We start from the raw sequence: 25173 nt of genomic DNA, 5'->3' as shown, positions 1-25173 counted from the left end.
GCCCCAGCCTACCGGTCGTTAGCGCCGCTCAGAACACCTGCTGGAGCGGCTCCAGCGCGAAGTAGACGAGGAACAGCGCCGTGATCACCCACATCAGCGGGTGGATCTCGCGGCGCCTGCCCACCGCGGTCCGCAGCAGGACGTAGGTGACGACGCCGGCGCCGATGCCGTTGGTGATCGAGTAGGTGAACGGCATGAGCGCGATGGTGAGGAAGGCCGGGATGACCAGGGACATGTCGTCCCACTCGAGGTGGCGGATCTGGCTGATCATCAGCGCGCCGACGACGACCAGCGCCGGGGCCGCGGCCTCCGAGGGCACGATCTGCACCAGCGGGGTGAAGAACATCGCGACGAGGAACAGCACGCCGGTGACCACGCTGGCCAGGCCGGTGCGGGCACCGTCGGCCACGCCGGAGGCGGACTCGACGTAGGTGGTGTTCGACGAGACGCTCGCCGCGCCGCCGGCCGCGGCGGCCAGCGAGTCGACCAGCAGGACCGGCTGCGAGCCGGGCAGGTTGCGCTCCTCGTCGAGCAGGTCCCCCTCGGCGCCGACGGCGGTGACCGTGCCGACCGTGTCGAAGAAGTCGGCGATCATGATCGAGAACACGATGAGCAGCGCCGCGACGACGCCGATCCGCTCGAACCCGCCGAACAGCGAGAAGTCCCCGATGATCGACAGGTCGGGGGCGCTGATGACCTCGTCGGGCCACCGCGGCAGCTGCAGGGCCCAGCCGCGCGGGTTGTCCTCCCCCACGCGGACGCCGACGTCGGCGATCTCCTCGACGACGATCGCCAGCACCGTCGAGACGACGATGCCGATGAGCAGCGCGCCCCTGACCCGGCGGACGACGAGCAGCGCGGTGAGCAGCAGCCCCACGACGAACACCAGCAGCGGCCACCCGGCGAGCTGCCCGTTGATGCCGAAGCTGATCAGCGGGGTGCCCGGCCGGATGACGCCGGCGTCGGCCAGGCCGATGATCGTCAGGAAGAAGCCGATGCCGACCGCGATCGCCGTCTTGAGCTGCGGCGGGATCGCCTCGAACACCGCCCGGCGGAAGCCGGTGAGCACCAGCACGGTGATCAGCAGGCCCTCGAGCACGACCAGGCCCATGATCTCCGGCCAGGACAGCTGGGTGGCGGCGAAGACCGCGACGATCGCGTTGATGCCGAGGCCGGTGGCCACCGCGAACGGGTACCGCCCCACGACGCCCATGAGCACGGTGAGCGCGCCGGCGACCAGCGCGGTGACCGCGGCGACGGCACCGAAGGGCAGCGAGGCGCCCGTGACGTCGGCGCCGGACAGGATGATCGGGTTGAGCACCACGATGTAGGCCATCGTGAAGAACGTGGTCAGCCCGCCGCGGACCTCGCGGCCGACGGTGCTGCGCCGGGCGCTGATCCCGAAGTAGCGGTCCAGCCCGTTGCGCGGCCGGACCTGCGGACCGGCACTGCGGCGCGGCCGCGGCGCCTCCACCGCGACGTCGGCCGGCGTGTCCCCCGTGGGGGCGGCGGCGCGGGCTGCGCGGGCACCGCGGGCGGGACGGGACTTCTCGGGCATGCGGGCTCCTGCGGACATGCGGCTGCCGGGCGGTGAGCCGCGACAGCGTGCCACACCGCACGCGCGCCTCCCCGCCGGTCTCCGGGGGACGCCGCCTAGTGTCGGCGGTGTGTCCCGCCCCGCTGCACCCGGCCCCCTGAAGCAGGCCCCTCCCCCGCTGCGCGTGGACACCGCCCGCGTCGTCCTCGCCCTGACGGCGCTGTGGGCGCTCGCCCTCGTCGTCCTGCTGCTCCTCGGCGACCGGGTGGACCGCGTGTGGACGTGGACCTGCGTGGCCGGGATCGTGCTGGCCGGGGTGGGCCTCGCGGTCATGCGCCGGCAGGGCCAGCTGGGACCCCGCCGCTGAGGGGCGGGGCCGCTAGTCGGTGAGGACGTCGAACTCCGCGGTGTCGTAGCGGGCCGACGTCACGACCTCGGCCGGCTCCCCGGCGGCCAGGGTGGCCTGGCTGTGCGCGCCGCAGCCGTAGTCGACGGCGACCACCCGGCCGTCGGCGGGCGCGTACTCGTTGCCGCACGCGCCGAGCAGGTTCCGCAGCGACCCGGCCAGCGGGAGGAAGAAGCCGCAGGTGCCGCACGGGCCCGGGGCCTGGCGGGCCATCGGCGCGCGCGGGCCGAAGTCCCCGGCCAGCCAGCGGGCGGCCGCGGCGCTGCGCCCCTCGCGGGACATGACCCGCTCCCGGCCCAGGCCGAGCTCGCCGGCCAGCGCCTGCGCCTCGGGGTCGGCCGCGGCGTCGTCCTCGGTCGTGTAGGAGGGCACCAGCCGCGGGTCGTCCTCGGTGGCCGGCAGGACGTCGCCCACCGACAGGTCACCCGGGCGCAGCCGCTCGTGCCAGGGCACCCAGGCCGGCGCCAGCAGCGCGGCGTCGCCGGGCAGGAGCACGACCTCGTCGACGGTGGCGCCGTCGTCCCCCGGGACGTGCGCGAGGGTGACCGCCCAGTGCCAGCCGACGTAGCCGGGCAGCCGGCTGGCGAACGAGTGGGTGACCACCTCGCCGAGGACGGCGGCCGGGGCGTCCCCGGGCCGCTCCGGGGTGGCGCCCAGGTGCTCGCCGACCACCGCGGGGTCGCCGGCGGTCTCCTCGGCCGCGGCGCGGGCGAGGTCGACCGCGCCGGTCAGCACGTCGCTGGGGGCGGGATCGGGGGTCACGGCCCCATGTTCCCAGACGGCGGTGCCCACGACGCGCACGCGGGGACCCCCGTGATCACGCCCACCCCGGACTGCCGGGCGGGTGCGGCACCATGGGGGCGTGCCGTCGTCGCGTCCGCCCGGGTCCCGCCGCGGCCCGCTGCGCCGGTCGCGGCCGGAGCCGGTCCCGCCCGACCGCCTGGACACCACCCCGCTGGACCTGCCCCGCCCGGGAACCCAGCCGCAGGCCGCGGCGCCCCCGCCGGGGTACGGCCCGCCCCCGTACGGCCCGCCGACCGCCCCGGCGCCCGGGTACGGCCCCCCGCCGCAGGCGCTGCCGTCCGGCTACGCCCCCCCGCCGGTCCCGCCGCCGGCCGCCGCGGTGCCGCCCCCGGCCGAGCCGCCGGCGGCGCCGCGGGCGCAGCCGCGGGTGACCGTCACCCGGGTCGCCGTCGCCCGCACCCGCGAGCTCACCGGCGCGGCCGTCGCCCGGGTGCGCGCCGCTAGCCGCGCCGACGGCGCCGCCGAGAGCGGCCTCACCCAGCTGCTGTGGGTCAACGCCCTGCACATGGCCGGGGACGCGATGGTCGCCGTCTCGCTGGCCGGCACCCTGTTCTTCGCCGCGGCCGCCGACGCGCAGCGCGGCAACGTCGCGCTGTACCTGCTGGTCACGATGGCGCCGTTCGCGGTGGTCGCCCCGGTCATCGGCCCGCTGCTGGACCGGCTGCAGCGCGGCCGGCGCTGGGCGCTCGGCGCCGCCTCGCTGGGGCGCGCGGCGCTGGCGCTGGTGATGGCCGCGCACCAGACCGACTGGCTGCTCTACCCCGCGGCGCTCGGCGTGCTGGTGCTGTCCAAGGCGCACAACGTGCTGCGCGCCGCCGTCGTCCCGCGGGTGCTGCCCGGCGCCATGTCGCTCACCTCGGCCAACGCCCGTCTCTCGGTGTTCGGCCTGGTCCCCGCCGGGGTCTTCGGCGGCATCGGGGCGGGCCTGGCCTGGGCGTCCGGCTTCGAGCCGCTGCTGTGGGCGACCGCCGCGGTGTTCGCCGTCACCGGCGTGCTCGCCGTCCGGCTGCCCCGCCACGTCGACGTCCCCGCCGGCGAGCAGCCCGCCGACGTCCTCAGCACCGGGCCCGTGCCCGTCGCCGGCCGCCGGCGCCGGCCGGTGAACCCGCACGTGGTGCTCGCGCTGCGCGCCAACGCGGCGCTGCGCGGGCTCGGCGGCTTCCTGACGATCTTCTCCGCGTTCCTCGTGCAGGCCACGGTCGACGGCGGGTGGGAGGCCAGCCTCGCGCTGGGCGCCATCGCCGGCGCGGCCGGCGCGGGCAGCGTGCTCGGCACCGGCATCGGGTCCCGGTTGCACCACGCCGACCCCGACCGGGTGGTCGTGTGGTCCGCCGGGGCCGCCGCCGCGGTCACCGTGCTCGCCGCGGTGTTCTTCGGGCTGGCCACCGCGGCCGCCGTCGCCGGCGTCGCGGCGGTCGCCAACGCCCTGGGCAAGGTCGCCCTCGACGCGATCATCCAGCGCGAGGTGCCCGAGAGCCTGCGCGCCTCGGCGTTCGCCCGCTCCGAGACCGTCCTGCAGCTGGCCTGGGTCTCCGGCGGCGCGCTCGGCATCGCGCTGCCGCCGATCGGCTGGCTCGGCTTCACCGTCGCCGCCGCGCTGCTCGTGCTCGCCGTCGGGCTGGTGCTGTGGACGCCGCGCCGCCGCCGGTGGGCGCCGGTCGACCCCAACGCCCCCACCGTCCCGGGCGCCGTCCCCGCCGCGCCCGACGCCCCGACCGTGCCGGAGGCACCCCGCCCGTGAGGACACCCACCCGCGCCGCCGCAGTCCTGCTGGCCGGCGCGCTCCCCGTCGTGCTGGCCGGCTGCGGCGGCACGGCCTCGTCGGACACCCCGCCGGAGATCACGGTCACCGCCGGGCCGCAGGAGGTCACCGCCCGGCCCACGCAGTACTGCGGGGAGGGCGAGGGACAGCGCTACGACGTCACGCCGCCGCTGGTCGAGGTCTCCCCCGACACCCCGATCGAGCTGACCGTGCCCGACGACGTCGCGGCGAACGGGTGGAGCGTGCAGGTGTTCGACGAGCGCCTCGAGGAGCGGCTCGGCGAGGTCGACGTCGACCCGGGCACGACGACGTTCGACGGCATCAACAGCTCCGACGTCGTCCCGCCGGCGTACTACCTCGTCGTCGTCGAGGACCGGCACGACGACTGCCTGCTCACCGGCTCGTGGCCGGTCGGCTTCCTGCGCGCCGGCGGCGAGGTGGGCACCACGCCCACCCCGACGCCGGCCGGCTGAGCCTCAGGCCTCGAGGTCCCCGGCGACCGCCCGCAGCACCGCCGCGACCTTGCGCGACTCGGCGCGGTCGGGGTGCCGGCCGCGGCGCAGGGAGTTCGAGACGTCGTCGAGCAGCTTGATGAGGTCCTCGATGATGGGGACCAGCTCGTCGGGCTTCTTCCGCCGGGCCTCGGCCACCTTGGCCGCCACCGAGGGCAGCGGGTCGAGCACCCGCACCTGCAGCGCCTGGTCGCCCCGGCGGCCGGCGACGATGCCGAACTCCACCCGCTGGCCCGGCTTGAGCTCGGCGGTGCCCGTCGGCAGGGCGTCCTTGTGCACGAAGACGTCGGGCCCGTCCTCGCGCGAGAGGAAGCCGAAGCCCTTCTCGGGGTTGAACCACTTGACTCTGCCGGTGGGCACGTTGATCCCTCGGGTCGCTTCTGCTCGCGGGTGTCCCGGCACGGGGCCGGCGGACGGCGGCGCGGGCGCACCGCTCGCTGCCAGGTTAGCCGTCCCGCGCACCTAGATTGGCCGGGTGCCGCCCGCGTCCGAGTCCGCCGCGCACCCGGGCCCCCCGCACCCGGACTACCGGTTCACCCTCGCCAACGAGCGCACCCTGCTGGCCTGGCTGCGCACCGGGTTGGCGCTGGTCGCCGGCGGTGTGGCGGTGGCGGCGTACGTGCCCCGGCTCGGGGCCTCCTGGGGCGGCGGCGCGGTCGGGCTGGCCCTCGTGGCGACCGGCCTCGGCACCGCGCTGGCCGGCTACGGGCGGTGGCGGCGCAACGAGCGGGCGATCGCCACCGACGCCCCGCTGCGCGCCGGCCCCGAGGTCCCGGCGCTGGTCGCGCTGGTCACCGCGGTGGTGCTGCTGGTGGCGGTGCTGCTGGTCGTCGAGGTCGCCTGATGACCGCCCGCGAGACCCAGCCGCAGCGCACCGTCCTCTCCTGGCAGCGCACCGGGCTCGGCCTGCTCGGCGTCGCCGCGGTGCTCGGCGCCCACGCCGTGCTCGACGAGCGGGTGCTGCCCCTGGTCCTCGCGGCCGCGGTGGCGGTGACCGGCCTCGGCGTCCTCGGCGTCCTCGCGCGGCGGCGGGCCCGAGCGCTCGCCCGGACCCCGGCGGCGGCGCCGGCCGCGGCCGCGCTGGTCACCGCCGCCGTCGCCGGGACGGCGCTGGCCGCCGCCGCGACCCTGCTCAGCCGCTGACCGCCTCGGGGTCGACGACGCCGAGCCGGCCGAGCAGGTCGAGGAACACGACGGCGAAGTCGTTGCCCGCGACGTCGCGCCGGACCGACTGCCAGTCGACCTGCTCGCGCAGCGCCCGGGCCACCGGCAGCAGCCGGGAGAAGTCGCAGTAGTGCTCGTCGAGCGCCATGAGCTTGGTGGTGAGGATGTCGGTGGCCGCGAGCACCGGCATGTGCACCGACAGCACGGGGAGGTCCTCGGCGCGGTCGATGAGGTCGGTCTCCACCGGCACGCCGCAGGTGCGCCAGAGCACGTCGACGAACGAGTTGCCCTGCACGACCTTGGTCAGCCAGTCCTCGGCCGGGTCCTCGACCTGCAGGCCGGCGTCGGCGAGCACCTTGGCCGCCCGCTCGGACTCCCCGGCCGGGACGAGGAAGTCGGCGTCGTGGTCGGGCTCGGGGGCGCCGCGCACCCACGCCGCGTAGCCGCCGCAGAGGGCGAAGGGCACCCCGCCCTCCTTGAGGGCCACGGCGGTGCGCTTGAGGAGGTCACGGATCTCGTCGCGGTCGGAGGGCAGCACGGGGTGCGTCTACCCGGCGTCCGGCCGGTCACGCACGGTTGAGTCCCGCCCGCGGGGGCACGGGAGTCCCGTGCGCATCGCGACCTTCAACATCCTGCACGGGCGCTCGCCCGAGGACGACCGGGTCGACGTCGACCGGCTCGCCGCGGCGGTGAAGACGCTGGACGCCGACGTCCTGGCGCTGCAGGAGGTCGACCGCGACCAGCCCCGCTCGATGAACGCCGACCTCACCGCGGTGGCCGCCGAGGCGATGGGCGCGGTCGACCACCAGTTCGTGGCCGCGCTGTCGGGGACGCCCGGCGGCACGTGGATGGCGGCCACCGGCGACGAGCAGCCCGGCGCGGCCAGCTACGGCGTCGCGCTGCTGTCGCGGTACCCGGTGGTGTCCTGGCGGGTGGTCCGGCTGCCGACGCTGCGCGGGCGGGTGCCGGTGTGGTTCCGCGGCACGCGGGCGCCGCAGCTGGTGAGCGAGGAGCCGCGGGTCGCCGTCGCCGCCGTCATCGACGGGCCGACCGGGCAGTTCACCGTCACCTGCACGCACCTGTCGTTCGTGCCGTATTGGAACACCGTGCAGCTGCGCCGGCTGGTGCGGTCGCTGCGGGGGACGCGCGAGCCGCTCGTGGTCCTCGGCGACCTCAACATGGAGCCGCCCAAGGCCGCCCGGGTGAGCGGGCTGCGGCCGCTGGCCGCGGGCCTGACCTTCCCCGCCGACGTCCCGGTCCGGCAGCTGGACCACGTGCTGGCCCGCGGGTCGGTGTCCGTCACCGGCCAGGCCGAGGTGGTGCGGCTGCCGCTGTCGGACCACCGCGCGCTGGTGGTGCCGTGCGCGGTCGGGTGAGGCGGTTGGCGTCGTGACAGCGACGGGTGTCACGATCAGCGCATGGCTGCGTCCCGCGTCGGCACCCGCGCCTTCACCCTGGTCGCCTCGGCGGTGCGACTGATCGCCTCGCTGGTGGCGGTGGTGATCGTGGTCCACGCGGTGTTCACCTTCTTCGAGGCGAACCCGGCCAACGCGCTGGTGTCGGCCGCGGCGGACGTGCGCCGCGACCTCGGCTGGTTCACCGTCGACCTGTTCCGGCCGTCGGACCCGCGCGTCGGCGAGACGGTCAACGCCGCGATCGCGGCGCTGGTCTGGGTCGTCGTCGGCAACCTGGTGTCCAGGCTGCTGGTGAAGCTGGCTCCCTAGGCGTCCCGGCCCTCAGGCGTTCCTGACGGCGGCCGCGGCCTCCAGGCCCAGCTCCCTCACCGACACCTCGCGCATCTCGACCTTGCGGACCTTGCCGGTCACCGTCATCGGGAAGCCCTCGACGACCTTGACGTAGCGGGGCACCTTGTAGTGCGCCAGCTTCCCGGCGCAGAACTCCCGCAGCGCCTCCGGCGTGAGCGGCTCGGCGCCCTCGCGCAGCCGGACCCAGGCCATGAGCTCCTCGCCGTACCGCTCGTCGGGGACGCCGATCACCTGCGCGTCGACAACGTCGGGGTGGGTGTAGAGGAACTCCTCGACCTCGCGCGGGTACACGTTCTCCCCGCCGCGGATGACCATGTCCTTGATCCGGCCGACGATGTTGAGGTAGCCGGCCTCGTCCATGACGGCGAGGTCGCCGGTGTGCATCCAGCGGGCGGCGTCGACGACCTCGGCGGTCTTCTCCGGCTCGTCCCAGTAGCCGAGCATCACCGAGTAGCCGCGGGTGCAGAACTCCCCCGGCGTCCCGCGCGGCACGGTGATGCCGGTCTCGGGGTGGACGACCTTGACCTCCAGGTGCGGGTGCACCCGGCCGACGGTCGAGGTGCGGCGGTCGAGGTCGTCGTCGGCGCCGGTCTGGGTGGAGACCGGCGAGGTCTCGGTCATGCCGTAGCAGATGGTCACCTCGGTCATGCCCATCTCGGTGACCACCCGCTTCATCACCTCGACCGGGCAGGGCGAGCCGGCCATGATCCCGGTGCGCAGGCTGGAGAGGTCGTAGGTGCCGAAGTCCGGCAGCGCCAGCTCGGCGATGAACATCGTCGGGACGCCGTACAGCGACGTGCACCGCTCGTCCTGCACCGCCCGCAGCGTGGCCGCCGGGTCGAAGGCGGGCGCGGGGATGACCATCGTGGCGCCGTGGCTGGTGGCCCCGAGGTTGCCCATCCCCATGCCGAAGCAGTGGTAGTAGGGCACCGGGATGCAGATCCGGTCGGCCTCGGTGTAGCCGCAGCCCTCGCCCACGAAGAACCCGTTGTTGAGCAGGTTGTGGTGGGACAGCGTGGCGCCCTTGGGGAAGCCGGTGGTGCCCGACGTGTACTGGATGTTGATCGGGTCGTCGGGCGAGAGCTCGGCGGCGCGCTCGGCGAGCAGCCCGCGGTCGGCGGCCCGGCCGGTGTCCAGCAGCCGCTCCCACTCCGGGTCGCCGAGGAAGACGACCTCGCGCAGGTCGGGGCAGTCGTCGCGGACCTCGGCCACCATCGCCCGGTAGTCGCTGGTCTTGAACTCCGGCGCGGCGACCAGCACGGAGATGCCGGCCTGGCGCAGCACGTAGGCCAGCTCGTGCGTGCGGTACGCCGGGTTGATGTTGACCAGGATCGCGCCGAGCTTGGCGGTGCCGTACTGGACGAACACCCACTCGGCGCAGTTGGGCGCCCAGATGCCGACCCGGTCGCCCTTCCGCACGCCGAGGGCGTCGAGGCCGAGGGCGCAGGCGTCGACGTCGGCGACCAGCTGCGGGTACGTCCAGCGGCGACCGGTGGCGCACTCGACGAGCGCCTCGTGGTCGCCCACCCGCGCTGCCGTCCGGTCGAGGTCCGCACCGATGGTGTCCCCGAGCAGGGGGACGGTCGAGGTGCCGCTGGCGTAGGACGGCAGCGCGGGGGTGGTCACGGCCGCCGGTTCTCGGGCAGCTGCACCCCGGCCCGGTTGGGCTTGTCCGTGGGGTGGGCGTAGCGGATGCGGTCCGGCGGCAGCGGGAAGCTGTGGTCCTCGCCGAACGGGGACAGCGGGCCGGCCATCTCACCGAGGAACTCGGTCACCGGCGGGCCGGCGTTCTCCGACTGGCCCCAGGTCGGCTCCACCAGGTGGGCGTGCTTCTCGTTGCGCTTGGCCATCTCGCCTCCGTGTCCGGTGCGCTCCCTCGGGGGACGCACGTGCGGCGTCATTCTCGCGTGCCCCGGGTCCTACCCGCAGCAGCCCCGCCCACGTCACCCCCGTTCGCGGGGAGCGCGGCGGGCGGACCGGGCGGACCGGGCGCCGTAGAGGGTGGGCAGCCCCTCGGCGGTGAGCACCCACTCCCCCGGGCCGACCGGCGCGAGCCGCACCTCGCCGCCGTCGAGCCCCTGCACCTGGCGGGTGCGCCAGACCGAGGTGCTCACCAGCGTGAGCCGCACCGGCTCCTGGGTGGGGTCCCACTCGTCGTAGCCCTCGGGCTCGAAGGCGACGATCGCCGGCCCGGCGATGCGCAGCAGCCCGCGCTGCCAGGGGACGGCGGCCAGCGCCCGCCGCCAGCGCAGGGCGCGGGCCAGCGCGCCGAGGCCCGCGCCGACGGCGACCAGCCCGACGACCACCAGCCCGACGACGACCGTGCCGGCCAGCGGCAGCGGGCGGCCGCGGTCCTCGGCGACGGCGACGGCGACGGCGCCGAGCAGCACGGCCAGGACGACGGCGATCAGCCCGCCCGCCAGCCAGCGCAGGGCGCCGGCCCGGTAGCCCTCGAGGGCGCTCCGGGTGTGCGGGTCGTCGGCGGCCGGCTGCACGGCGTCCATGCTGGCAGGACCGGCCGTCCGGGCGGCACGGGCGGGCGCGGACGTAACGTGGTCCGGATGCCTGCCGACCGCCCCGCCACGCTGGCCGCGTGGCTGCGCACCCGCAGCGACGCCCAGCTCGGGGCGCTGCTGGCCGCGCGGCCCGACGTGGCCCGGCCCGCGCCCTCCGACGTCGTCGCGCTGGCCAGCCGGCTGGCGGTGCCCGTGTCGGTGGACCGCGCCCTCGACGACCTCGACGCCGCCACCCTGCAGGTGCTCGACGTCGTGCTGCTCGCCCCCACCGACGGCGTGGAGGCCGCCGACGTCGTCGCGGCGCTGCCCGGGCTGCCCGAGGACGTCGTCGACGCGGCGGTCGAGCGGCTGACCACCCGGGCGCTGCTGTGGGGTGACGAGGTCCTGCACGCCCCCGACCAGGTGCGCCGCGCCGTCCGGTACCCCGCGGGCCTCGGCCGCCGGGCCGTCGAGCTCCGGGTGACCCTGCCCGCCGACCTGGCCGCCGCCGTCGGCGCGCTGGCCCCCGCCGAGCGCGAGGTGCTCGAGCGGCTGGCCGGCGACCGCCCGGTCGGGCACCTGCCCGAGACCGGCGGCGGCGCGGCCTCCCCCGCCCGGCGGCTGCTGCAGGCCGGGCTGCTGGCCCGCATCGACGCGCTCAACGTCGAGCTGCCGCGCGAGATCGGGCTCCTGCTGCGCGGGGACCTCCCCTACGGCCCGCCGCGGCTGCGCCCGGAGCCGGCCGCCGTGGAGCGGGACCCGGCCGCGGTCGACCGGCAGGCCGCCGGCGCGGCGCTGGAGGCGGTCGGGCGGGTCGGCGAGCTGCTGGCGGTGCTCGAGGAGGAGCCGGCCGGGCTGCTGCGCAGCGGCGGGGTCGCCGTCCGGGACCGCAAGCGGCTGGCCAGGGCACTGTCGGTGTCCGAGGCCGACGCCGGGTGGCTGCTGGAGCTGGCCTTCGCCGCGGGGCTGCTCGACGTCGGCGGGCCGCACCGCGACGAGTGGCTGCCCACCCGCGGCTACGACCTGTGGCGCGAGCAGCCGCTGCCCGACCGGTGGGCGACGCTGGTCGCGGGCTGGCTGGACAGCACCCGGCTGCCCTCGCTGGTCGGGTCGCGGGACGTGGCGGGCAAGGCGGTCAACGCGCTGTCGCCGGACCTGGTCCGGCACACCGCCCCGGCGATCCGCCGCTCGGCGCTGGCCGCGCTGCTGGACGCCCCGCCCGGCCGCGGGCTGGCGCCCGACGACCTCGTCGCGCTGCTGCGCTGGCGGACCCCGCGGCGCGCCGACCGGCTCGCGCCGGTGCCGGACATGCTCGCGGAGGCCGCGCGGCTCGGCGTCCTGGTGGGCGGCGTGCTGTCCACCGGCGGGCGCGGCCTGCTGACCCGCGGCGAGGAGGGCGCGGCCGACGGGGTGCAGGGGCTGCTGCCCGAGCCGGTCGACCACGTCCTCGCCCAGCCCGACCTCACCCTCGTCGCCCCCGGCCCGCTGGTGTCCGACCTCGCCGACACCCTCGCCGTCGTCGCCGACGTCGAGTCCTCCGGCGGGGCGACGGTGTTCCGGGTGTCGGAGTCCTCGGTGCGCCGGGCGCTGGACGCCGGGTGGTCGGCCACCGACCTGCACGAGTTCTTCGCCCGCGCCTCGCGGACGCCGGTGCCGCAGGCGCTGCGGTACCTGGTCGACGACGTCGCCCGTCAGCACGGCCGGCTGCGGGTCGGCGCGATCGAGTGCTACGTCCGCTCCGACGACCACGGGCTGCTGTCCCAGGTGCTCGGCGACCGGCGGACGGCGGCCGCCGAGCTGCGCCGGCTGGCCCCGGGCGTGCTGGTCAGCGGGCTGGGCGCCGACGAGGTGCTCACCGTGCTGCGGCAGGCCGGGTACGCACCGGCCGGGGAGTCGCCGGGCGGCGCCGTCCTGACCCGCCCGCCGGCCCGGCCCCGCGCCGCCGGCCGCCGTCCCGGGCCGCCGCCGTCGGCCGCCGGGCGCCCGCTGACGCCGGCCGAGGCGGAGGCGACCGTCCGCGAGATCCGGGCCGGCGACGCCGCGCTCGCCGCCCGCCCCACCGCCCCGGTCCGGCAGGTCCCCGGGGTGACCACCGCGGGCACGCTGGAGCTGCTGGCCCGCGCCGTCCGGGACGGCTCCCCGGTGTGGCTGGGCTACGTCGACGCCCAGGGCAGCGGCAGCCAGCGCGTGGTGCAGCCGGTGTCACTGGCCGGTGGTTTCCTCCAGGGGTGGGACGAACGCCGGCAGGAGAACCGCACCTTCGCGGTGCACCGGATCACCTCCGTCGCGCTGGTCGACGAGGAAGCCCCGGCCGCCGGCAACGGTTGACCTGACAGACGCCCACCCGCCGAGGAGAGGCACCCACCCCCGTGAACGACGGACCCCTCATCGTCCAGTCGGACAAGACGCTGCTGCTCGAGGTCGACCACCCGGCGGCCCGCGAGTGCCGCGCGGCCATCGCCCCGTTCGCCGAGCTCGAGCGCTCGCCCGAGCACGTGCACACCTACCGGGTCACCCCGCTGGCGCTGTGGAACGCGCGCGCCGCCGGGCACGACGCCGAGCAGGTCGTCGACGCGCTGGTGCGCTACTCGCGCTACCCGGTGCCGCACGCGCTGCTGGTCGACGTCGCCGACACGATGGACCGCTTCGGCCGGCTGACGCTGGTCAACAACCCGGTGCACGGGCTGGTGCTCACCACCACCGACCGCGCCGTCCTCGAGGAGGTCGTCCGCTCCAAGCGGGTGGCGCCGATGCTCGCGGCGCGGATCGACCCCGACACCGTCGTGGTGCACCCCTCCGAGCGCGGGCGGCTCAAGCAGGCGCTGCTCAAGGTGGGCTGGCCGGCCGAGGACCTCGCCGGCTACGTCGACGGGCAGGCGCACCCGATCGAGCTGGCGCAGGACGGCTGGCACCTGCGCGACTACCAGCAGGAGGCCGTCGACGGGTTCTGGGCCGGCGGCTCGGGCGTCGTCGTCCTCCCCTGTGGCGCCGGCAAGACGCTGGTCGGCGCCGCGGCGATGGCCCAGGCCCGGGCGACCACGCTGATCCTGGTGACCAACACCGTCTCCGGGCGGCAGTGGAAGCGCGAGCTGCTGGCCCGCACCACGCTGACCGAGGACGAGATCGGCGAGTACTCGGGCGAGCGCAAGGAGATCCGCCCGGTCACCATCGCGACCTACCAGGTGATGACCACCCGCCGGAAGGGCGAGTACCGGCACCTGGACCTGTTCGACGCCCAGGACTGGGGCCTCATCGTCTACGACGAGGTGCACCTGCTGCCGGCGCCGATCTTCCGGCTCACCGCCGACCTGCAGTCCCGCCGGCGGCTGGGCCTGACCGCGACGCTGGTGCGCGAGGACGGGCGGGAGGACGACGTCTTCTCGCTGATCGGGCCCAAGCGCTACGACGCGCCGTGGAAGGACATCGAGTCGCAGGGCTACATCGCCCCGGCCGAGTGCATCGAGGTGCGGGTCGGTCTCGACGACGAGGAGCGGATGACCTACGCGGTCGCCGAGCCCGAGGAGCGGTACCGGATCGCGGCGACGGCGTCGTCGAAGCTGCCCGTGATCCGGCGGGTGCTCGAGCGGCACCCCGGCGAGCAGAAGCTGGTCATCGGCGCCTACCTCGACCAGCTCGAGGAGCTCGGGCGGGCGCTGGACGCCCCGGTGATCCAGGGGTCGACCACCAACCGCGAGCGGGAGAAGCTCTTCGACGCGTTCCGCGCCGGGGAGGTCACGACGCTCGTCGTGTCGAAGGTCGCCAACTTCTCCATCGACCTGCCCGAGGCCGCGGTCGCCGTCCAGGTGTCGGGGACCTTCGGGTCGCGGCAGGAGGAGGCCCAGCGGCTGGGCCGGGTGCTCCGGCCGAAGGCCGACGGCCGGCAGGCGCACTTCTACACGGTGGTCAGCCGCGACACCCTCGACGCCGAGTACGCCGCCCACCGGCAGCGCTTCCTGGCCGAGCAGGGCTACGCGTACACGATCGTCGACGCCGCCGACCTGGCCGGCCCGGGCGAGGTCAACGGCCCCGACTGGGTCGACGAGCCCGCCGACTAGAGCCCTCGCCGCGGCCCCCGGTCCTCGTGACCCGGGGCCGCGGCCGTCTCCGGACCCGGCAGCCGGGCAGGATGCCCGCGTGGCCGGTGAGCGGGACCTCGGGCGGTTGCCGGCCGGCACGGCGCCGCGGCGCGCGCTCGCGGTGCTGCGGGGCCTGACCTCCTGAGGTGGTGGCCGTTCTCACCACCCCGGACCGCCGGGGTGTGCGACGGTGGAGGCGGGTCCGCGGCGGACCCCCGGACGAGCAGCGCCGTACCCGGACAGCGACAAGACGGCGTCCACGGGAGTCGTCGTGTCCTGGTTCGTCCTCGTCCTGTCCGGTGCCCTCGAGGCGGTGTGGGCGACCGCCCTCGGCCGCACGGAGGGCTTCACCCGGCCGGCGCCGACGGTCGTGTTCGTCCTCGGCCTGGTCGGCAGCATGCTCGGCCTCGCCTGGGCGATGCGCACCCTGCCCGTCGGGACGGCGTACGCGGTCTGGGTGGGCATCGGCGCGGCCCTGACCGCCGGCTACGCCATGGCGTCGGGCGAGGAGCCGCTGTCCGCGCTGCGCGTGCTGCTCCTGCTCGGCATCGTCGGCTGCGTGGTCGGGCTCAAGCTCACGCACTGAGCGCCCGGCCTCGACGCGGCGGGCGGGTGGGGCCGGCGGGACGCGCCGGACCGGTCCGTTCCCGGTGTGAGGCCTGCCACGCCGCACCGGTCGGCGCGGGCGTAACCGCAGCTCAGGCGCGTGCCGCGGGCCGCGTATACGACGGCCGCGGGCGGGCGCGCGGGAGGTGGCCGGTCGGGCGTGTCCGCCGTGCGCCAGGCAGGATGGTCCGCGAGATGGCGAGTGCAGCACGGGCGGGGGCGATCGCCCCGCAGACGACCAGCCGACCGCTCCGGGCCTGGCAGCAGGCGGCGCTCGAGCGCTACGAGGAGTCCTCCCCCAAGGACTTCCTGGTCACCGCGACCCCGGGCGCCGGCAAGACCACCTTCGCGCTGACCCTGGCCTCGCGGCTGCTGCAGCGGCGCGAGGTGGGCCGGGTGATCGTGGTCTGCCCGACCGACCACCTGCGGATGCAGTGGGCCGACGCCGCCGACCGGATGGGCATCGTCCTCGACCCGGGCCTCACCAACGCCGTCGGCCCGGTGCGCGCCGGCACCCAGGGCTACGTGACGACGTACGCGCAGGTCGCGGGCAAGCCGATGCTGCACGCCGCCCGCGCCACCGCCGTCAAGACGCTGGTGGTCCTCGACGAGGTGCACCACGCCGGCGACGGCCTGTCGTGGGGCGAGGCGATCGAGGAGGCCTACGGTTTCGCCGCCCGCCGGCTGTGCCTGACCGGGACGCCGTTCCGCACCAAGCCCGACGAGCGGATCCCCTTCGTGCGCTACGAGGAGGACGGCTTCGAGGGCGACGCCGGGGAGGCCGGCGCCGGGCTGGTCAGCCGCGCCGACTACACCTACGGCTACAAGGAGGCGCTGGCCGACAACGTCGTCCGCCCCGTCGTCTTCGCCGCCTACACCGGCACCTCGCGCTGGCGGAACTCGGCCGGTGAGGTCGTGGCCGCGTCGCTGTCGGAGGCCGGCACCCGCTCGGTGGAGATGGCCGCCTGGCGCACCGCCCTGGACCCCAAGGGCCAGTGGGTGCCGCACGTCGTCGCCGCGATGGACGACCGGATCACCCAGCTGCGCGAGCACGGCGGCATGCCCGACGCCGCGGGGCTGATCCTCGCCAGCGACCAGGACGACGCCCGCGCCTACGCCCGCATCGTCAAGCGGATCACCGGCAAGGCGCCCGAGCTGATCCTGTCCGACGACCCCAAGGCGTCGAAGAAGATCGAGCGCTTCTCGACCGGGTCCGCGCGGATCGCCGTCTGCGTGCGGATGATCTCCGAGGGCGTCGACGTCCCGCGCGCCGCCGTCCTGGCGTGGATGACCTCCTACCGCACGCCGCTGTTCTTCGCCCAGGCCGTCGGCCGCGTCGTCCGCTCCCGGGCGTCGCACGAGACGGCGACGGTGTTCCTCCCCGCCGTGCGGCCGCTGCTCTCGCTGGCGGCGTCCATGGAGAAGGAACGCAACCACGTCATGCCGCCGCCGAAGGCGAAGGACCCCGAGGCGCTCGACCTCGACCCGCTGCCGCCCAAGGAACGCGAGGCGGTCGGCCTGAAGCAGTGGGAGGCGCTGGAGGCCGAGGCCCGGTTCGCGCACGTGCTGCACGGCGGGACGGCGCACACCGGCGAGGGCTCCGGCGCGGTCGCCGTCGCGCCGGAGGACGAGGAGTTCCTCGGCATCCCCGGCCTGCTCACCGCCGAGCAGACGGCGTCGCTGCTGGCCAAGCGCGACGACGAGCTGCGGCTGCGGATCGCCCAGCGGGTGCACGAGGAGGACACCGGCGAGTTGCCGATCGTCGAGGACCACCCCGACGAGGACGACGCCGGCCGTGGCTGGCGCGACGTCGCCGAGCTGCGGCGGGAGATCAACCGCCTGGTCAGCCGGGTGTCGGCGAAGACGTCGACGCCGCACGCGGTGGTGCACACGCAGCTGCGCCAGCACGTGCCCGGGCCGCCGTCGGCCTCGGCGCCGGTCGAGGTCCTGCGCGCCCGCCGCGAGCGTCTGCGCACGATGCTCTGAGGCGGTGTGCACGTCCGCGGAGGTGCACAGCGGTCCGGCGCCCCGTCCCCGCGATCACGGCGCCCGCGTGGCGACACGCCGACTCCGCCCGGGGTGTCGCCACCGCGGCTCCGTGATCGTCCCGGAGGCCCGGTCAGCCGGTCGGCAGCAGGCCCCTCGCGGCGGCCAGGGCCACGGCCTCGGTGCGGGAGCCGGCGCCGAGCTTGGCCAGGATGTTGCTCACGTGCACGCTGGCGGTCTTCTCGCTGATGTAGAGCTCGCCGCCGATCTGCCGGTTGGTGCGGCCGCGGGCGAGCAGGGCCAGCACCTCGGTCTCGCGCGGGGTGAACACCGCCGCCGTCTCCACCACCCGCCCGGCGCCGGGCAGCTCCAGCCGCGCCCGGCGGGCCAGCGCGGTGACCGCGGCCAGCAGCGGCGCCGCGCCCAGCTCGCGCGCGGCGTCAGCGGCCCGGGTCAGCGGCTCCAGCGCGGTCTCCCGGTCGCCGGCGGCGACCAGCGCCTCGGCCAGCCGCCACCGGCTCCGGGCCTGCTCGTACACGTGCCCGTAGCCGAAGGCCTCGACGGCGGCCGCCCACAGCTCCGGCGCCGGGCGCCCGGCCAGCCGCGCCGCCTCGGCCTCCACCCTCGCGATCCAGGCCGCCGCCTCGACGCCGTGCGGGCCGATCAGGCGGGCGTGCGCCTCCACCGCCGAGCGGGCGATCGCCACCAGCGACTCCCCCGCCGCCGTCCACTCGCGCTCCGCGGCGGCGTCGCCGGTGAGCCGGGCGGTGGCCGCCGCGTCGCCGACCGGCGCCAGCGCGGTCGCGGCGAGCCGGACGACGGCCAGCCGGTCGTCGCCCCACAGCCCGGTCAGCGTCTCCGTGGCCGACCGCGCGGTGGCCAGGGCGGTGGCCGGGTCGCCGGCCCACGCGGCCAGGTCGATCTCCGCCCCGGCCGTGGCCAGGAGCAGCAGCACGTGCGCGTCCAGCCGGCCGACCAGGCCGCGCGCCCACGCGATCCGCTCCGCGGCGGCCGGGTCGCCGCGGCCGACCTGCACGAGCAGCCCCGCCGCCCGCACGTGCGCGGCCATCTCGGGCACCCGGGCCAGCCGGTCGGCCAGCGCCAGGCTGCCGTCCCAGTCGCCGACGACGTACCGCGAGACGACGCCGAGGTGACGCAGCTCCGCGGCGTAGAAGGACCACTCGACGCCGAGCTCGGCGGCCCGCGCCAGCGCGGTGTCGCTCCACCGCAGCGTCTCGCCCGAGCAGCCGGCCTCGTAGGCGACGATCGCCAGGTTGAACAGCACCCGCATCTCGACGTCGGGGTCCCCCGACCGGCGGGCACGGGCCAGCGCCTCCTCCAGCCGCGCGGGCAGCTCCTCCCCGCCGCGCGAGCGGGCCAGCGACACCGCGACGTCGGCCCACGCGCCGTCGAGCCCCAGCGCGTCGGCCGCGGCCAGCGCCTCCTCGGCGGCGGCGTCGCCCTCGGCGCGGCGACCGACGTCGTAGCAGACGCGGGCGTGCGTGGCCGCCGCCCAGGTGCGCACCGGCGACGGCGGGACGGCCGGCACCAGCGCCATCGCCGCCGTGCTCTCCCGCAGCGCGGCGGCCTGGTCCTCGATGCGACCCAGCGCCTGCGCCAGCGTCGAGTGCACCCGCGCGCGCAGCTCCCGGTCGCCGTCCGGGCCGAGCAGGTCCTGCGCCGAGCGCAGCAGCGCCACCGCCCGGTGCAGCTCCCCGCCGCGGCGGGCGGCGGCCGCGGTGTCCAGCAGCAGCTCCGCCTGCGACCGCCCGGCCCGCGCCGCCGCGTCGGGCACCGCCGGCCACAGCGCGAGCACCGCCTCCAGGTGCTGCAGCTGCTCGGCCGGGGCCGCCAGCCGGCGCGCCTCGTCGGCGGCGTCCAGGGAGGCCGACAGGGCGCCGGCCAGGTCGTTGCTCTCCCGCAGGTGGTGCGCCCGCTCGGCCGCGGTGCCCGCCCCCGGGACGCCGGCGAGGTGCGCGGCGACGGCGGCGTGCAGCCGGACCCGTTCGCCGGGCAGCAGGTCGGCCAGCACGGCCTCGCGCACCAGGGCGTGCCGGAAGCGGTAGGCGCCGTCGGGGTCGACGACGAGCAGGTGCGAGTGCACCGCCTCGCCGAGCGCCGCCTCCAGGTCGGCGGGCGCCAGCCCGCCCACCGCCGCGACGAGCTCGTGCCGCACCCGCCGGCCGGCGACCGCGGCCACCCGCAGCACCTGCTGCCCGGCCGGGCTCAGCTGCTCGACCCGGGCCAGCAGCACGTCGGTGAGCAGCAGCGGCAGCGACTCCCCCGCGAGGCCCGCGGCCAGCAGCTCCTCGGCGTAGAAGGCGTTGCCCTCCGCGCGGGCGACGACGTCGTCGACGGTGCGGTCGGGCACGCCCGCGGCCAGCCCGCGCACCAGCTGCTCGACGTCGGCGTCGGGCAGCGGGCCGAGGTCCAGCCGCTCGACACCGGGCAGCCGGACCAGCTCGGCCAGCAGCGGCCGCAGCGGGTGGCGGCGGTGCAGGTCGTCGGAGCGGTAGGAGGCGACGACGGCGACCGGCTCGCCGGTCAGCCGGGCCAGCAGGTAGCGGACCAGGTCGCGGCTGGAGCGGTCGGCCCAGTGCAGGTCCTCGAGCACCACCAGCAGCGGGGTGTCGGCGGCGAGCCCGGACAGCGCGGTGGCCACCGCCTCGAACAGCTGCAGCCGGCCGTCGTCGACCGGCGGCCGGAGTGCGCGGACCGGGCTGCCCAGGTCGGCCGCCTCGGACTCGCGCGCGGCGGCCGACCGCGCGGCGAACAGCGCGGCGGCACCGTCGCCGAGCTCGTCGGCGACGGGACGCAGCAGGTCGACGAAGGGCAGGTAGGGCAGGCCGACCTCGCCGAGGTCGACGCAGTGGCCGGTGAGCACCCGCAGGCCGCGGGCGGCCGCGCGCCCCGTCAGCTCGTCGAGCAGGCGGGACTTGCCGACGCCGGCGTCCCCCGCGACCAGCACGGCCGCGCCGCGGCCGGCGACCGCCCGGTCGACGGCGGACAGGAGGGTGGCCAGCTCAGCCGTCCGCCCCACCAGGGGCCGCTCGTCCCACCGCGCCACGTCGGCGATCGTGGCACGGGCCGCCGACGGGACGGCCGTCGGCGGCCCCCTCCAGGGCACCGCCCCGGGCCTGCGGGGGGGGCGGCGAGGGAGGGGGTCCTCCGTCAGCGGGACCGCCGGGAGCGCCACGGCCCGCGGCGGGTGCGGGTGCCGCGGCCGAGCTCCCGCAGGACCTCGCGCCGGTAGGCGAGCTCGGCCTCGAGTCCGGGGTTGGGGTAGATGGTCACGGTGGGCTCCTCGCGTCTGTGTCCGTGTGCCTGTCCGGTGGGGACGGCGACCACGGTCGTGCTGAGGCGGCGGCGCGGGCATCGGGCGACCGGGCAGTCCCCGCCCACCCCCGGCGCCTGAGGCCCCCTCAGACGCACCCGGCGCGCGCCTGAGGGGCCGTGCGGCGAGGCTGGGCGCATGGCCGACCTCCGCCCCACCGTCTTCGTCCTGTTCGGCGCCACCGGCGACCTGGCCGCGCGCATGGTGCTGCCGGCCTTCGACGTCCTGCAGCGCCGCGGGCTGCTCCCGCCGGACTGGCGGATCGTCGGCAGCGGCCGCGGCGAGCGCTCCGACGACGAGTTCCGCGACCTGGTCCGCGACGCCCTGGCCGAGCACGGCGACGGGGAGCCCGCCGAGGGGCTGCCCGAGCGGCTGCGCTTCGCCGGCGGCGGCTTCGCCCCGGACGACCCCGGGCAGCTGCCCGACGCCGTGGCCCGCGCCCGCGAGGAGCTCGGCGACGACGTCCAGCTCGTGCACTACCTCGCCGTCCCGCCCGAGGCGTTCGGCGGCATCACCCGGGCCCTGGACGCCCACGGGCTGGCCGACGGCGCCCGCGTCGTCTACGAGAAGCCCTACGGCACCTCACCCGAGGGGTTCCGCGAGCTCGACGAGCTCGTGCACGCGGTGCTCGACGAGGAGCAGGTCTTCCGCATCGACCACTTCCTCGGCAAGGAGGCCACCCAGGACCTGCACGTGCTGCGCTTCGCCAACGGGCTGTTCTCCTCGGTGTGGAGCCGGGAGCACGTGGCGCAGGTGCAGGTCGACGTGCCCGAGACCCTCGACGTCGCCGACCGCGCCGAGTTCTACGACGCCACCGGCGCCACCCTCGACATGCTGGTCACCCACCTGTTCCAGGTGGCCGCCGAGGTGGCGATGGAGCCGCCGGTGTCGCTGACCCCGGGCGACCTGCAGGAGGCCCGCGAGGCGGTGGTCGCGGCGTTCCGGCCGCTGGCCCGCGAGGACGTCGTCCTCGGGCAGTTCACCGGCTACCGGGACCTCGAGGGCGTCGCCGACGACAGCACGACCGACACCTTCGTCGCGGCGCGGCTGTGGATCGACACCGACCGCTGGCACGGCGTCCCGTTCCTGCTGCGCACCGGCAAGCGGATGGCCGACAGCCGGCAGCGGGTCACGCTGGTGCTGCGCCGGCCCGACGGCCCGGTGGGCGCGGTGCCCGGCGGCGGGAACACCGTCTCGCTGTCGCTGTCGGGTGCCGGCGCGCTGGACCTCGGGCTGGTGGCCAAGCGCCCGGGGCCGGAGCTGGAGCTGTCGGTGGCGGAGGCGTCGCTGGACCTGGGCGCGGTGCCCGAGGGCGAGCCGCTGCCGCCCTACGCCACGCTGCTCCACGACGTCCTGGTCGGCGACCGGTCGCTGTTCACCACCAGCAGCGGGCTGGCGCGGGCGTGGCGGGCGGTCGCGCCGGTGCTCGGGGACCGGCCGGAGGTGCGCCCCTACGAGCCGGGCTCCTGGGGGCCCGCGGAGGCAGCTGCCCTGGCCGACCCCGGCGGCTGGGTGCTGGGGAGCTGAGGGATGGGTCCGGACCGGGCTCTGGTCGCCTCGCGGCGAGAAGCACGACGCGGCTCCAGACCCCCGGCCGAGGCCGGGGCGGTGGTCCGCGAAGGCGGTATCCAATTGGCACCCGGGGACACAGATCGCCCGGTCCGGACACCACCAACGGTACCCCGCTCCCGGCCGCGACACGCGCGGATCAGCCGAATCCGCGGGAGTCCTGCTTGAGCGCCGTGTCGACGGTCAGCGCCGAGGCCAGCACAAGGCTCGCCAGCGGCTCGGGCAGCCGGGCGTGCACCCGCACGACGTAGCGGTCGGCGGTGGTGAACAGCGTGCGCGCCAGGCCCTCCCACGTCTTGGTGATGCGGGCGACCTCGCTCCCCGGGGAGTCGGTGATCGAGAAGTCCCAGGCCCGCCAGTTCTCCGCCTGGATCGCGCCGGCGAGCTGACCGCCCACCACGAGGTCGAAGCGGATCCGGCCGAACACGTTGGCCTGGACGATCTCCCCCACCGGAGCGCCCTCGGGCGTCTCGACGACGACCCGCGACTTGACCAGCTTCGCCGGGCGGGTGAGCACGAGGACCGGCCCGTACGCGTCGCGCACCTCGAGGCGGTGGGTGAGGTACTGGTCGAGGCTGCTCACGAAGCGGACGACCTTCCTGGCCGCCGACTGCCCGACCTCGACCACGGCGCCGATCTGCGTGCCGTTGCCGTCGAGGACGGCGTACTCGTTGGTCAGCTCGACCAGCTTGGTCTTCTGGTCGACCAGCAGCACCGGCTGGTCGTGCAGCACCGAGCGGCGCGGCTGGGCGCCGTACTGCTGCTGCGGGCCGTACTGCTGCTGGCCGCCGTACGCCGGCTGGACCGGCTGCTGGACCGGCTGCTGGACCGGCGCCTGCTGCGGGACCCGGGGATGCGGGGCCGGCTGCTGGACGTGCCCGGTCCACGTCCGACCGTCCCACCAGCGGGAGCCGCCGCTGCCGGCGGGGTCGGGGTACCAGCCGGGCGGCGGGAGGGGCTGTGTCACGGCGGCGACGGTAACCGCCGCCCCCGTGCCAGACTGCCGAGCCGTGCCCGACCTGAGCCGTGCCGAGGCCGCCGTCCTGGACGCCGTCGACGAGGCCGCCGCGGTCGGCCTGCTGTGCCGCCTGGTCGCCGTCCCCTCGGTGGGCGGCACCGCGGCCGAGAGCGAGGCGCAGGCCCTGGTCGCCGGCGAGCTCGGCGCGCTGGGCTGCGACGTCGACCGCTGGGCGATCGACCTCGCGGCGGCCGCCACCGCGCCGGACGCGCCCGGCCAGGAGGTCGAGCGCGACGAGGCGTGGGGCGTCGTCGGCACGCTGCCCGGCGCCGACGACGGCGACCCGGCGCTGGTGCTGTGCGGGCACACCGACGTCGTCCCGACCGGCGACCGCGCGCTGTGGGCCGGCGACCCGTTCACCCCGCGGCTCGACGGCGGCGCGGTGCACGGCCGCGGCGCCTGCGACATGAAGGGCGGCCTGGTCTCGGCGCTCGCCGCGCTGGCCGCGGTCCGCGCCGCGGGCGTGCGCCTGCGCCGGCCGGTGGCGCTGCACAGCGTCGTCGGCGAGGAGGACGGCGGCCTGGGCGCGTGGGCCACCCTCGCCCGCGGGCACCGCGGCGACGCCTGCGTCATCCCCGAGCCCACCGACGGCGCCGTCGTCACCGCGGCGGCCGGCGCGCTGACCTTCCGGCTGGAGGTGACCGGCCACGCGGCCCACGCGGCGGTGCGCGACCGCGGCGTCAGCGCCGTGGAGCTGTTCGCGCAGGTGCACGCCGACCTGCGCGCGTTCGAGGCGGAGCGGCAGCGCGACGCCGACCCCCGCTTCGCCGGCGAGCGGTTCCCGTTCGGGCTGTCGATCGGCACGGTGCGCGCCGGCGACTGGGCCTCCAGCGTGCCCGACCGGCTGGTCGCCGAGGGCCGCTACGGCGTGCGGCTGGGCGAGCCGGTCGAGGCGGCCCGCGCGGCGTTCGAGGAGCGGCTGGGGGCGTTCTGCGCCGGGCACCCGTGGCTGGCCACGCACCCGGTGCAGGTCACGTGGACCGGGGGCGCGTTCGCCAGCGGGCAGCTGCCGGCGGGCCACGAGCTGCTCGGGCAGGTCCGGGGCGCCGTCGTCGACGCGGGCGGGGCGCCGCCGCCGGAGCGGGCGGTGGCGGCCGGCACCGACCTGCGGCTGTACGCGGCCGCGGGCGTCCCCGCGCTGCACCTGGGCCCGGGCGACCTGCACCTCGCGCACGGCCCGGCCGAGCGGGTGCCGGTGGCCGACGTGACCGCCGTGGCCCGCGCGCTGGCGCTGCTCACCCTGCGCCGCTGCGGGGTCGCGTGATCGCCTACGAGGACTTCGCGGCCCTGACCGGCGACTCCCCCGCCGCGCGCGACGAGTGGGCCGCCGTCGTCGCCGCGTGGAGCGAGCCGCACCGCCGCTACCACGACCTGCACCACCTGGCCGCCGTCCTCGGGCTGGTCGGCGCGCTCGGCCCGGCCGCGGACGACCCGGCCGCCGTCGCGCTGGCCGCCTGGTACCACGACGTGGTCTACGACCCCCGTCGCGGCGACAACGAGCAGGCCAGCGCCGGGCGGGCGCGCGCGGGGCTGGCCGGCCTGGTGCCTCCGGAGCGGCTGGACGAGGTGGTCCGGCTGGTGCTGCTGACCGCCGGCCACGACGCGGCCGACGGCGACGCGAACGGCGCCGTCCTCTGCGACGCCGACCTCGCCGTCCTCGCCGGGCCGCCCGAGGCGTACGCCGCCTACGCCTCGGCCGTCCGCGAGGAGTACGGGCACCTGTCCGACGAGGTGTTCACCGCCGGGCGGATCGCCGTCCTGGAGGCCCTGCTGGCGCTGCCGGCGCTCTACCGGCTGCCGGCGACGCGGGACTGGGAGCCGCGGGCACGGGCCAACCTCGCCGCCGAGCTCACCCTGCTGCGCGGTCGCGCTTCCTGACCCGCAGGCCCGCGGCCGTCAGCCGGGCGAGCAGCTCGCGCGCCCCGACCGGCTCGGCGCCGGCGGCCACCGCGACGTCGTAGAGGTCCTCGGGGACGTCGTAGTGGTCGCCCTGGAACGCCCGGCGCGGGATGCCGAGCTCGGCGGCCACGAAGGCGTGCAGCTCGTCGTGCGACACGTCGCTGACCAGGTGCGACCAGCGGCGCCCCCGCCACGGCCAGACGGGACTGTCGATCAGCACGGCCACGGGTGCAGTCTGC

25 protein-coding genes and 1 riboswitch are annotated in these 25173 nt (G+C 76.8%); of the genes, 14 read left to right on the top strand and 11 right to left on the bottom strand.

The annotated features are described in order from the left end of the window. Positions 1-28 precede the first annotated feature (28 nt). Positions 29-1558 carry an NCS2 family permease gene (locus ACI8AK_RS08710; RefSeq protein WP_456948831.1) on the bottom strand — a complete coding sequence of 510 codons (1530 nt, stop codon included), beginning with the start codon at positions 1556-1558 and terminating at the stop codon, positions 29-31. Between the two features lie 109 nt (positions 1559-1667). On the opposite strand from ACI8AK_RS08710, the gene ACI8AK_RS08705 reads away from it, so the two are divergent. Continuing rightward, positions 1668-1904 carry a DUF2530 domain-containing protein gene (locus ACI8AK_RS08705; RefSeq protein WP_387988008.1) on the top strand — a complete coding sequence of 79 codons (237 nt, stop codon included), beginning with the start codon at positions 1668-1670 and terminating at the stop codon, positions 1902-1904. 12 nt (positions 1905-1916) lie between these two features. On the opposite strand, the gene ACI8AK_RS08700 is transcribed toward ACI8AK_RS08705, so the two are convergent. After that, positions 1917-2705 carry a DUF3027 domain-containing protein gene (locus tag ACI8AK_RS08700; RefSeq protein WP_387988009.1) on the bottom strand — a complete coding sequence of 263 codons (789 nt, stop codon included), beginning with the start codon at positions 2703-2705 and terminating at the stop codon, positions 1917-1919. Positions 2706-2805: 100 nt separating this feature from the next. Between ACI8AK_RS08700 and ACI8AK_RS08695 the strand changes: the two genes are divergently transcribed. Beyond that, positions 2806-4488, top strand: a complete 1683-nt coding sequence (locus tag ACI8AK_RS08695) for an MFS transporter (RefSeq protein ID WP_456955875.1) — start codon at positions 2806-2808, stop codon at positions 4486-4488. After that, the gene (locus ACI8AK_RS08690; protein ID WP_456955873.1) at positions 4485-4982 is read left to right on the top strand and encodes a DUF2771 family protein; all 498 of its coding nucleotides are present in this window, start codon (positions 4485-4487) and stop codon (positions 4980-4982) included. The genes ACI8AK_RS08695 and ACI8AK_RS08690 overlap by 4 nt, the downstream gene beginning before the upstream one ends. Positions 4983-4985: 3 nt before the next feature. On the opposite strand, the gene ACI8AK_RS08685 is transcribed toward ACI8AK_RS08690, so the two are convergent. Continuing rightward, positions 4986-5381, bottom strand: coding sequence for a cold-shock protein (locus ACI8AK_RS08685; RefSeq protein ID WP_456901690.1), 396 nt, complete (start codon positions 5379-5381; stop codon positions 4986-4988). A gap of 115 nt (positions 5382-5496) precedes the next feature. On the opposite strand from ACI8AK_RS08685, the gene ACI8AK_RS08680 reads away from it, so the two are divergent. Continuing rightward, a complete protein-coding gene (locus ACI8AK_RS08680; protein ID WP_456901691.1) occupies positions 5497-5865 on the top strand; it encodes a YidH family protein in 369 nt (122 codons plus the stop codon). Further along, positions 5865-6164, top strand: a complete 300-nt coding sequence (locus ACI8AK_RS08675; protein WP_387988013.1) for a DUF202 domain-containing protein — start codon at positions 5865-5867, stop codon at positions 6162-6164. Before ACI8AK_RS08680 ends, ACI8AK_RS08675 begins: the two co-directional genes overlap by 1 nt. On the opposite strand, the gene ACI8AK_RS08670 is transcribed toward ACI8AK_RS08675, so the two are convergent. Further along, positions 6154-6723: a nucleotidyltransferase family protein gene (locus tag ACI8AK_RS08670; RefSeq protein WP_387988014.1), complete on the bottom strand. Its 570-nt coding sequence runs from the start codon at positions 6721-6723 to the stop codon at positions 6154-6156. The genes ACI8AK_RS08675 and ACI8AK_RS08670 overlap by 11 nt on opposite strands. 70 nt (positions 6724-6793) lie before the next feature. On the opposite strand from ACI8AK_RS08670, the gene ACI8AK_RS08665 reads away from it, so the two are divergent. Beyond that, entirely contained in the window at positions 6794-7561 is a 768-nt protein-coding gene (locus ACI8AK_RS08665) for an endonuclease/exonuclease/phosphatase family protein (protein WP_387988015.1), read from the top strand. Between the two features lie 42 nt (positions 7562-7603). Then, the gene (locus ACI8AK_RS08660; protein ID WP_387988016.1) at positions 7604-7909 is read left to right on the top strand and encodes a hypothetical protein; all 306 of its coding nucleotides are present in this window, start codon (positions 7604-7606) and stop codon (positions 7907-7909) included. Between the two features lie 12 nt (positions 7910-7921). Here the strand turns inward: ACI8AK_RS08660 and ACI8AK_RS08655 are convergent, their stop codons facing one another. From ACI8AK_RS08655 to ACI8AK_RS08645, 3 genes are all read right to left on the bottom strand, one after another. Then, positions 7922-9577, bottom strand: a complete 1656-nt coding sequence (locus tag ACI8AK_RS08655; protein WP_456901692.1) for an AMP-binding protein — start codon at positions 9575-9577, stop codon at positions 7922-7924. After that, positions 9574-9801 carry a hypothetical protein gene (locus tag ACI8AK_RS08650; protein WP_387988018.1) on the bottom strand — a complete coding sequence of 76 codons (228 nt, stop codon included), beginning with the start codon at positions 9799-9801 and terminating at the stop codon, positions 9574-9576. Before ACI8AK_RS08650 ends, ACI8AK_RS08655 begins: the two co-directional genes overlap by 4 nt. A 93-nt stretch (positions 9802-9894) precedes the next feature. Then, the gene (locus ACI8AK_RS08645) at positions 9895-10455 is read right to left on the bottom strand and encodes a hypothetical protein (RefSeq protein WP_387988019.1); all 561 of its coding nucleotides are present in this window, start codon (positions 10453-10455) and stop codon (positions 9895-9897) included. A gap of 57 nt (positions 10456-10512) precedes the next feature. Between ACI8AK_RS08645 and ACI8AK_RS08640 the strand changes: the two genes are divergently transcribed. The 4 genes from ACI8AK_RS08640 to ACI8AK_RS08625 all read left to right on the top strand — a co-directional run bounded on the left by ACI8AK_RS08640 (position 10513) and on the right by ACI8AK_RS08625 (position 17114). Further along, positions 10513-12774, top strand: coding sequence for a helicase-associated domain-containing protein (locus ACI8AK_RS08640; protein WP_456955871.1), 2262 nt, complete (start codon positions 10513-10515; stop codon positions 12772-12774). Between the two features lie 41 nt (positions 12775-12815). Further along, positions 12816-14501 carry a DNA repair helicase XPB gene (locus ACI8AK_RS08635; RefSeq protein WP_456955869.1) on the top strand — a complete coding sequence of 562 codons (1686 nt, stop codon included), beginning with the start codon at positions 12816-12818 and terminating at the stop codon, positions 14499-14501. Positions 14502-14717: 216 nt separating this feature from the next. Further along, positions 14718-14782, top strand: a riboswitch (guanidine-III (ykkC-III) riboswitch). Between the two features lie 11 nt (positions 14783-14793). Then, the gene (locus tag ACI8AK_RS08630; protein WP_387988022.1) at positions 14794-15108 is read left to right on the top strand and encodes a DMT family transporter; all 315 of its coding nucleotides are present in this window, start codon (positions 14794-14796) and stop codon (positions 15106-15108) included. A 215-nt stretch (positions 15109-15323) separates the two neighbouring features. Continuing rightward, on the top strand, positions 15324-17114 hold the full coding sequence (locus ACI8AK_RS08625; RefSeq protein WP_456955867.1) for a DEAD/DEAH box helicase: 1791 nt from the start codon (positions 15324-15326) through the stop codon (positions 17112-17114). A gap of 133 nt (positions 17115-17247) precedes the next feature. On the opposite strand, the gene ACI8AK_RS08620 is transcribed toward ACI8AK_RS08625, so the two are convergent. After that, positions 17248-20181 (bottom strand): helix-turn-helix transcriptional regulator, encoded by a 2934-nt coding sequence (locus ACI8AK_RS08620; RefSeq protein WP_456955865.1) that lies wholly within the window; start codon positions 20179-20181, stop codon positions 17248-17250. A 104-nt stretch (positions 20182-20285) separates the two neighbouring features. After that, on the bottom strand, positions 20286-20408 hold the full coding sequence (locus tag ACI8AK_RS08615; protein WP_387988025.1) for a hypothetical protein: 123 nt from the start codon (positions 20406-20408) through the stop codon (positions 20286-20288). A gap of 178 nt (positions 20409-20586) precedes the next feature. Between ACI8AK_RS08615 and ACI8AK_RS08610 the strand changes: the two genes are divergently transcribed. Continuing rightward, positions 20587-21975, top strand: coding sequence for a glucose-6-phosphate dehydrogenase (locus tag ACI8AK_RS08610; protein ID WP_456901693.1), 1389 nt, complete (start codon positions 20587-20589; stop codon positions 21973-21975). Positions 21976-22156: 181 nt separating this feature from the next. Here the strand turns inward: ACI8AK_RS08610 and ACI8AK_RS08605 are convergent, their stop codons facing one another. Further along, the gene (locus tag ACI8AK_RS08605) at positions 22157-22984 is read right to left on the bottom strand and encodes a phospholipid scramblase-related protein (RefSeq protein ID WP_456955864.1); all 828 of its coding nucleotides are present in this window, start codon (positions 22982-22984) and stop codon (positions 22157-22159) included. Positions 22985-23027: 43 nt separating this feature from the next. Here ACI8AK_RS08605 and ACI8AK_RS08600 point away from each other — a divergent pair, with 43 nt between their 5' ends. Together ACI8AK_RS08600 and ACI8AK_RS08595 are read left to right on the top strand one after the other, a co-directional pair. After that, a complete protein-coding gene (locus ACI8AK_RS08600; RefSeq protein WP_456955863.1) occupies positions 23028-24299 on the top strand; it encodes an ArgE/DapE family deacylase in 1272 nt (423 codons plus the stop codon). Further along, positions 24296-24913, top strand: coding sequence for an HD domain-containing protein (locus ACI8AK_RS08595; protein ID WP_456901696.1), 618 nt, complete (start codon positions 24296-24298; stop codon positions 24911-24913). Before ACI8AK_RS08600 ends, ACI8AK_RS08595 begins: the two co-directional genes overlap by 4 nt. Here the strand turns inward: ACI8AK_RS08595 and ACI8AK_RS08590 are convergent. Next, complete coding sequence (locus tag ACI8AK_RS08590; protein ID WP_387988030.1) at positions 24885-25160, bottom strand: DUF4031 domain-containing protein; 276 nt, start codon at positions 25158-25160, stop codon at positions 24885-24887. The two genes, ACI8AK_RS08595 and ACI8AK_RS08590, sit on opposite strands and share 29 nt — an antisense overlap. Between the last annotated feature and the right edge of the window lie 13 nt (positions 25161-25173).

Source organism: Geodermatophilus sp. SYSU D00867 (assembly GCF_054050315.1).
Note: the sequence above shows the minus strand (reverse complement) of the source record. Positions and strands in the feature narration are given on the sequence as shown.

What these genes read in the sequence shown, in the direction of transcription:
- ACI8AK_RS08625 (WP_456955867.1), top strand. Translation starts at nt 15,324, where the DNA reads ATGGCGAGTGCAGCACGGGCGGGGGCGATCGCCCCGCAGACGACCAGC.
- ACI8AK_RS08650 (WP_387988018.1), bottom strand. Translation starts at nt 9,801, where the DNA reads ATGGCCAAGCGCAACGAGAAGCACGCCCACCTGGTGGAGCCGACCTGG.
- ACI8AK_RS08710 (WP_456948831.1), bottom strand. Translation starts at nt 1,558, where the DNA reads ATGCCCGAGAAGTCCCGTCCCGCCCGCGGTGCCCGCGCAGCCCGCGCC.
- ACI8AK_RS08660 (WP_387988016.1), top strand. Translation starts at nt 7,604, where the DNA reads ATGGCTGCGTCCCGCGTCGGCACCCGCGCCTTCACCCTGGTCGCCTCG.
- ACI8AK_RS08610 (WP_456901693.1), top strand. Translation starts at nt 20,587, where the DNA reads ATGGCCGACCTCCGCCCCACCGTCTTCGTCCTGTTCGGCGCCACCGGC.
- ACI8AK_RS08675 (WP_387988013.1), top strand. Translation starts at nt 5,865, where the DNA reads ATGACCGCCCGCGAGACCCAGCCGCAGCGCACCGTCCTCTCCTGGCAG.
- ACI8AK_RS08645 (WP_387988019.1), bottom strand. Translation starts at nt 10,455, where the DNA reads ATGGACGCCGTGCAGCCGGCCGCCGACGACCCGCACACCCGGAGCGCC.
- ACI8AK_RS08640 (WP_456955871.1), top strand. Translation starts at nt 10,513, where the DNA reads ATGCCTGCCGACCGCCCCGCCACGCTGGCCGCGTGGCTGCGCACCCGC.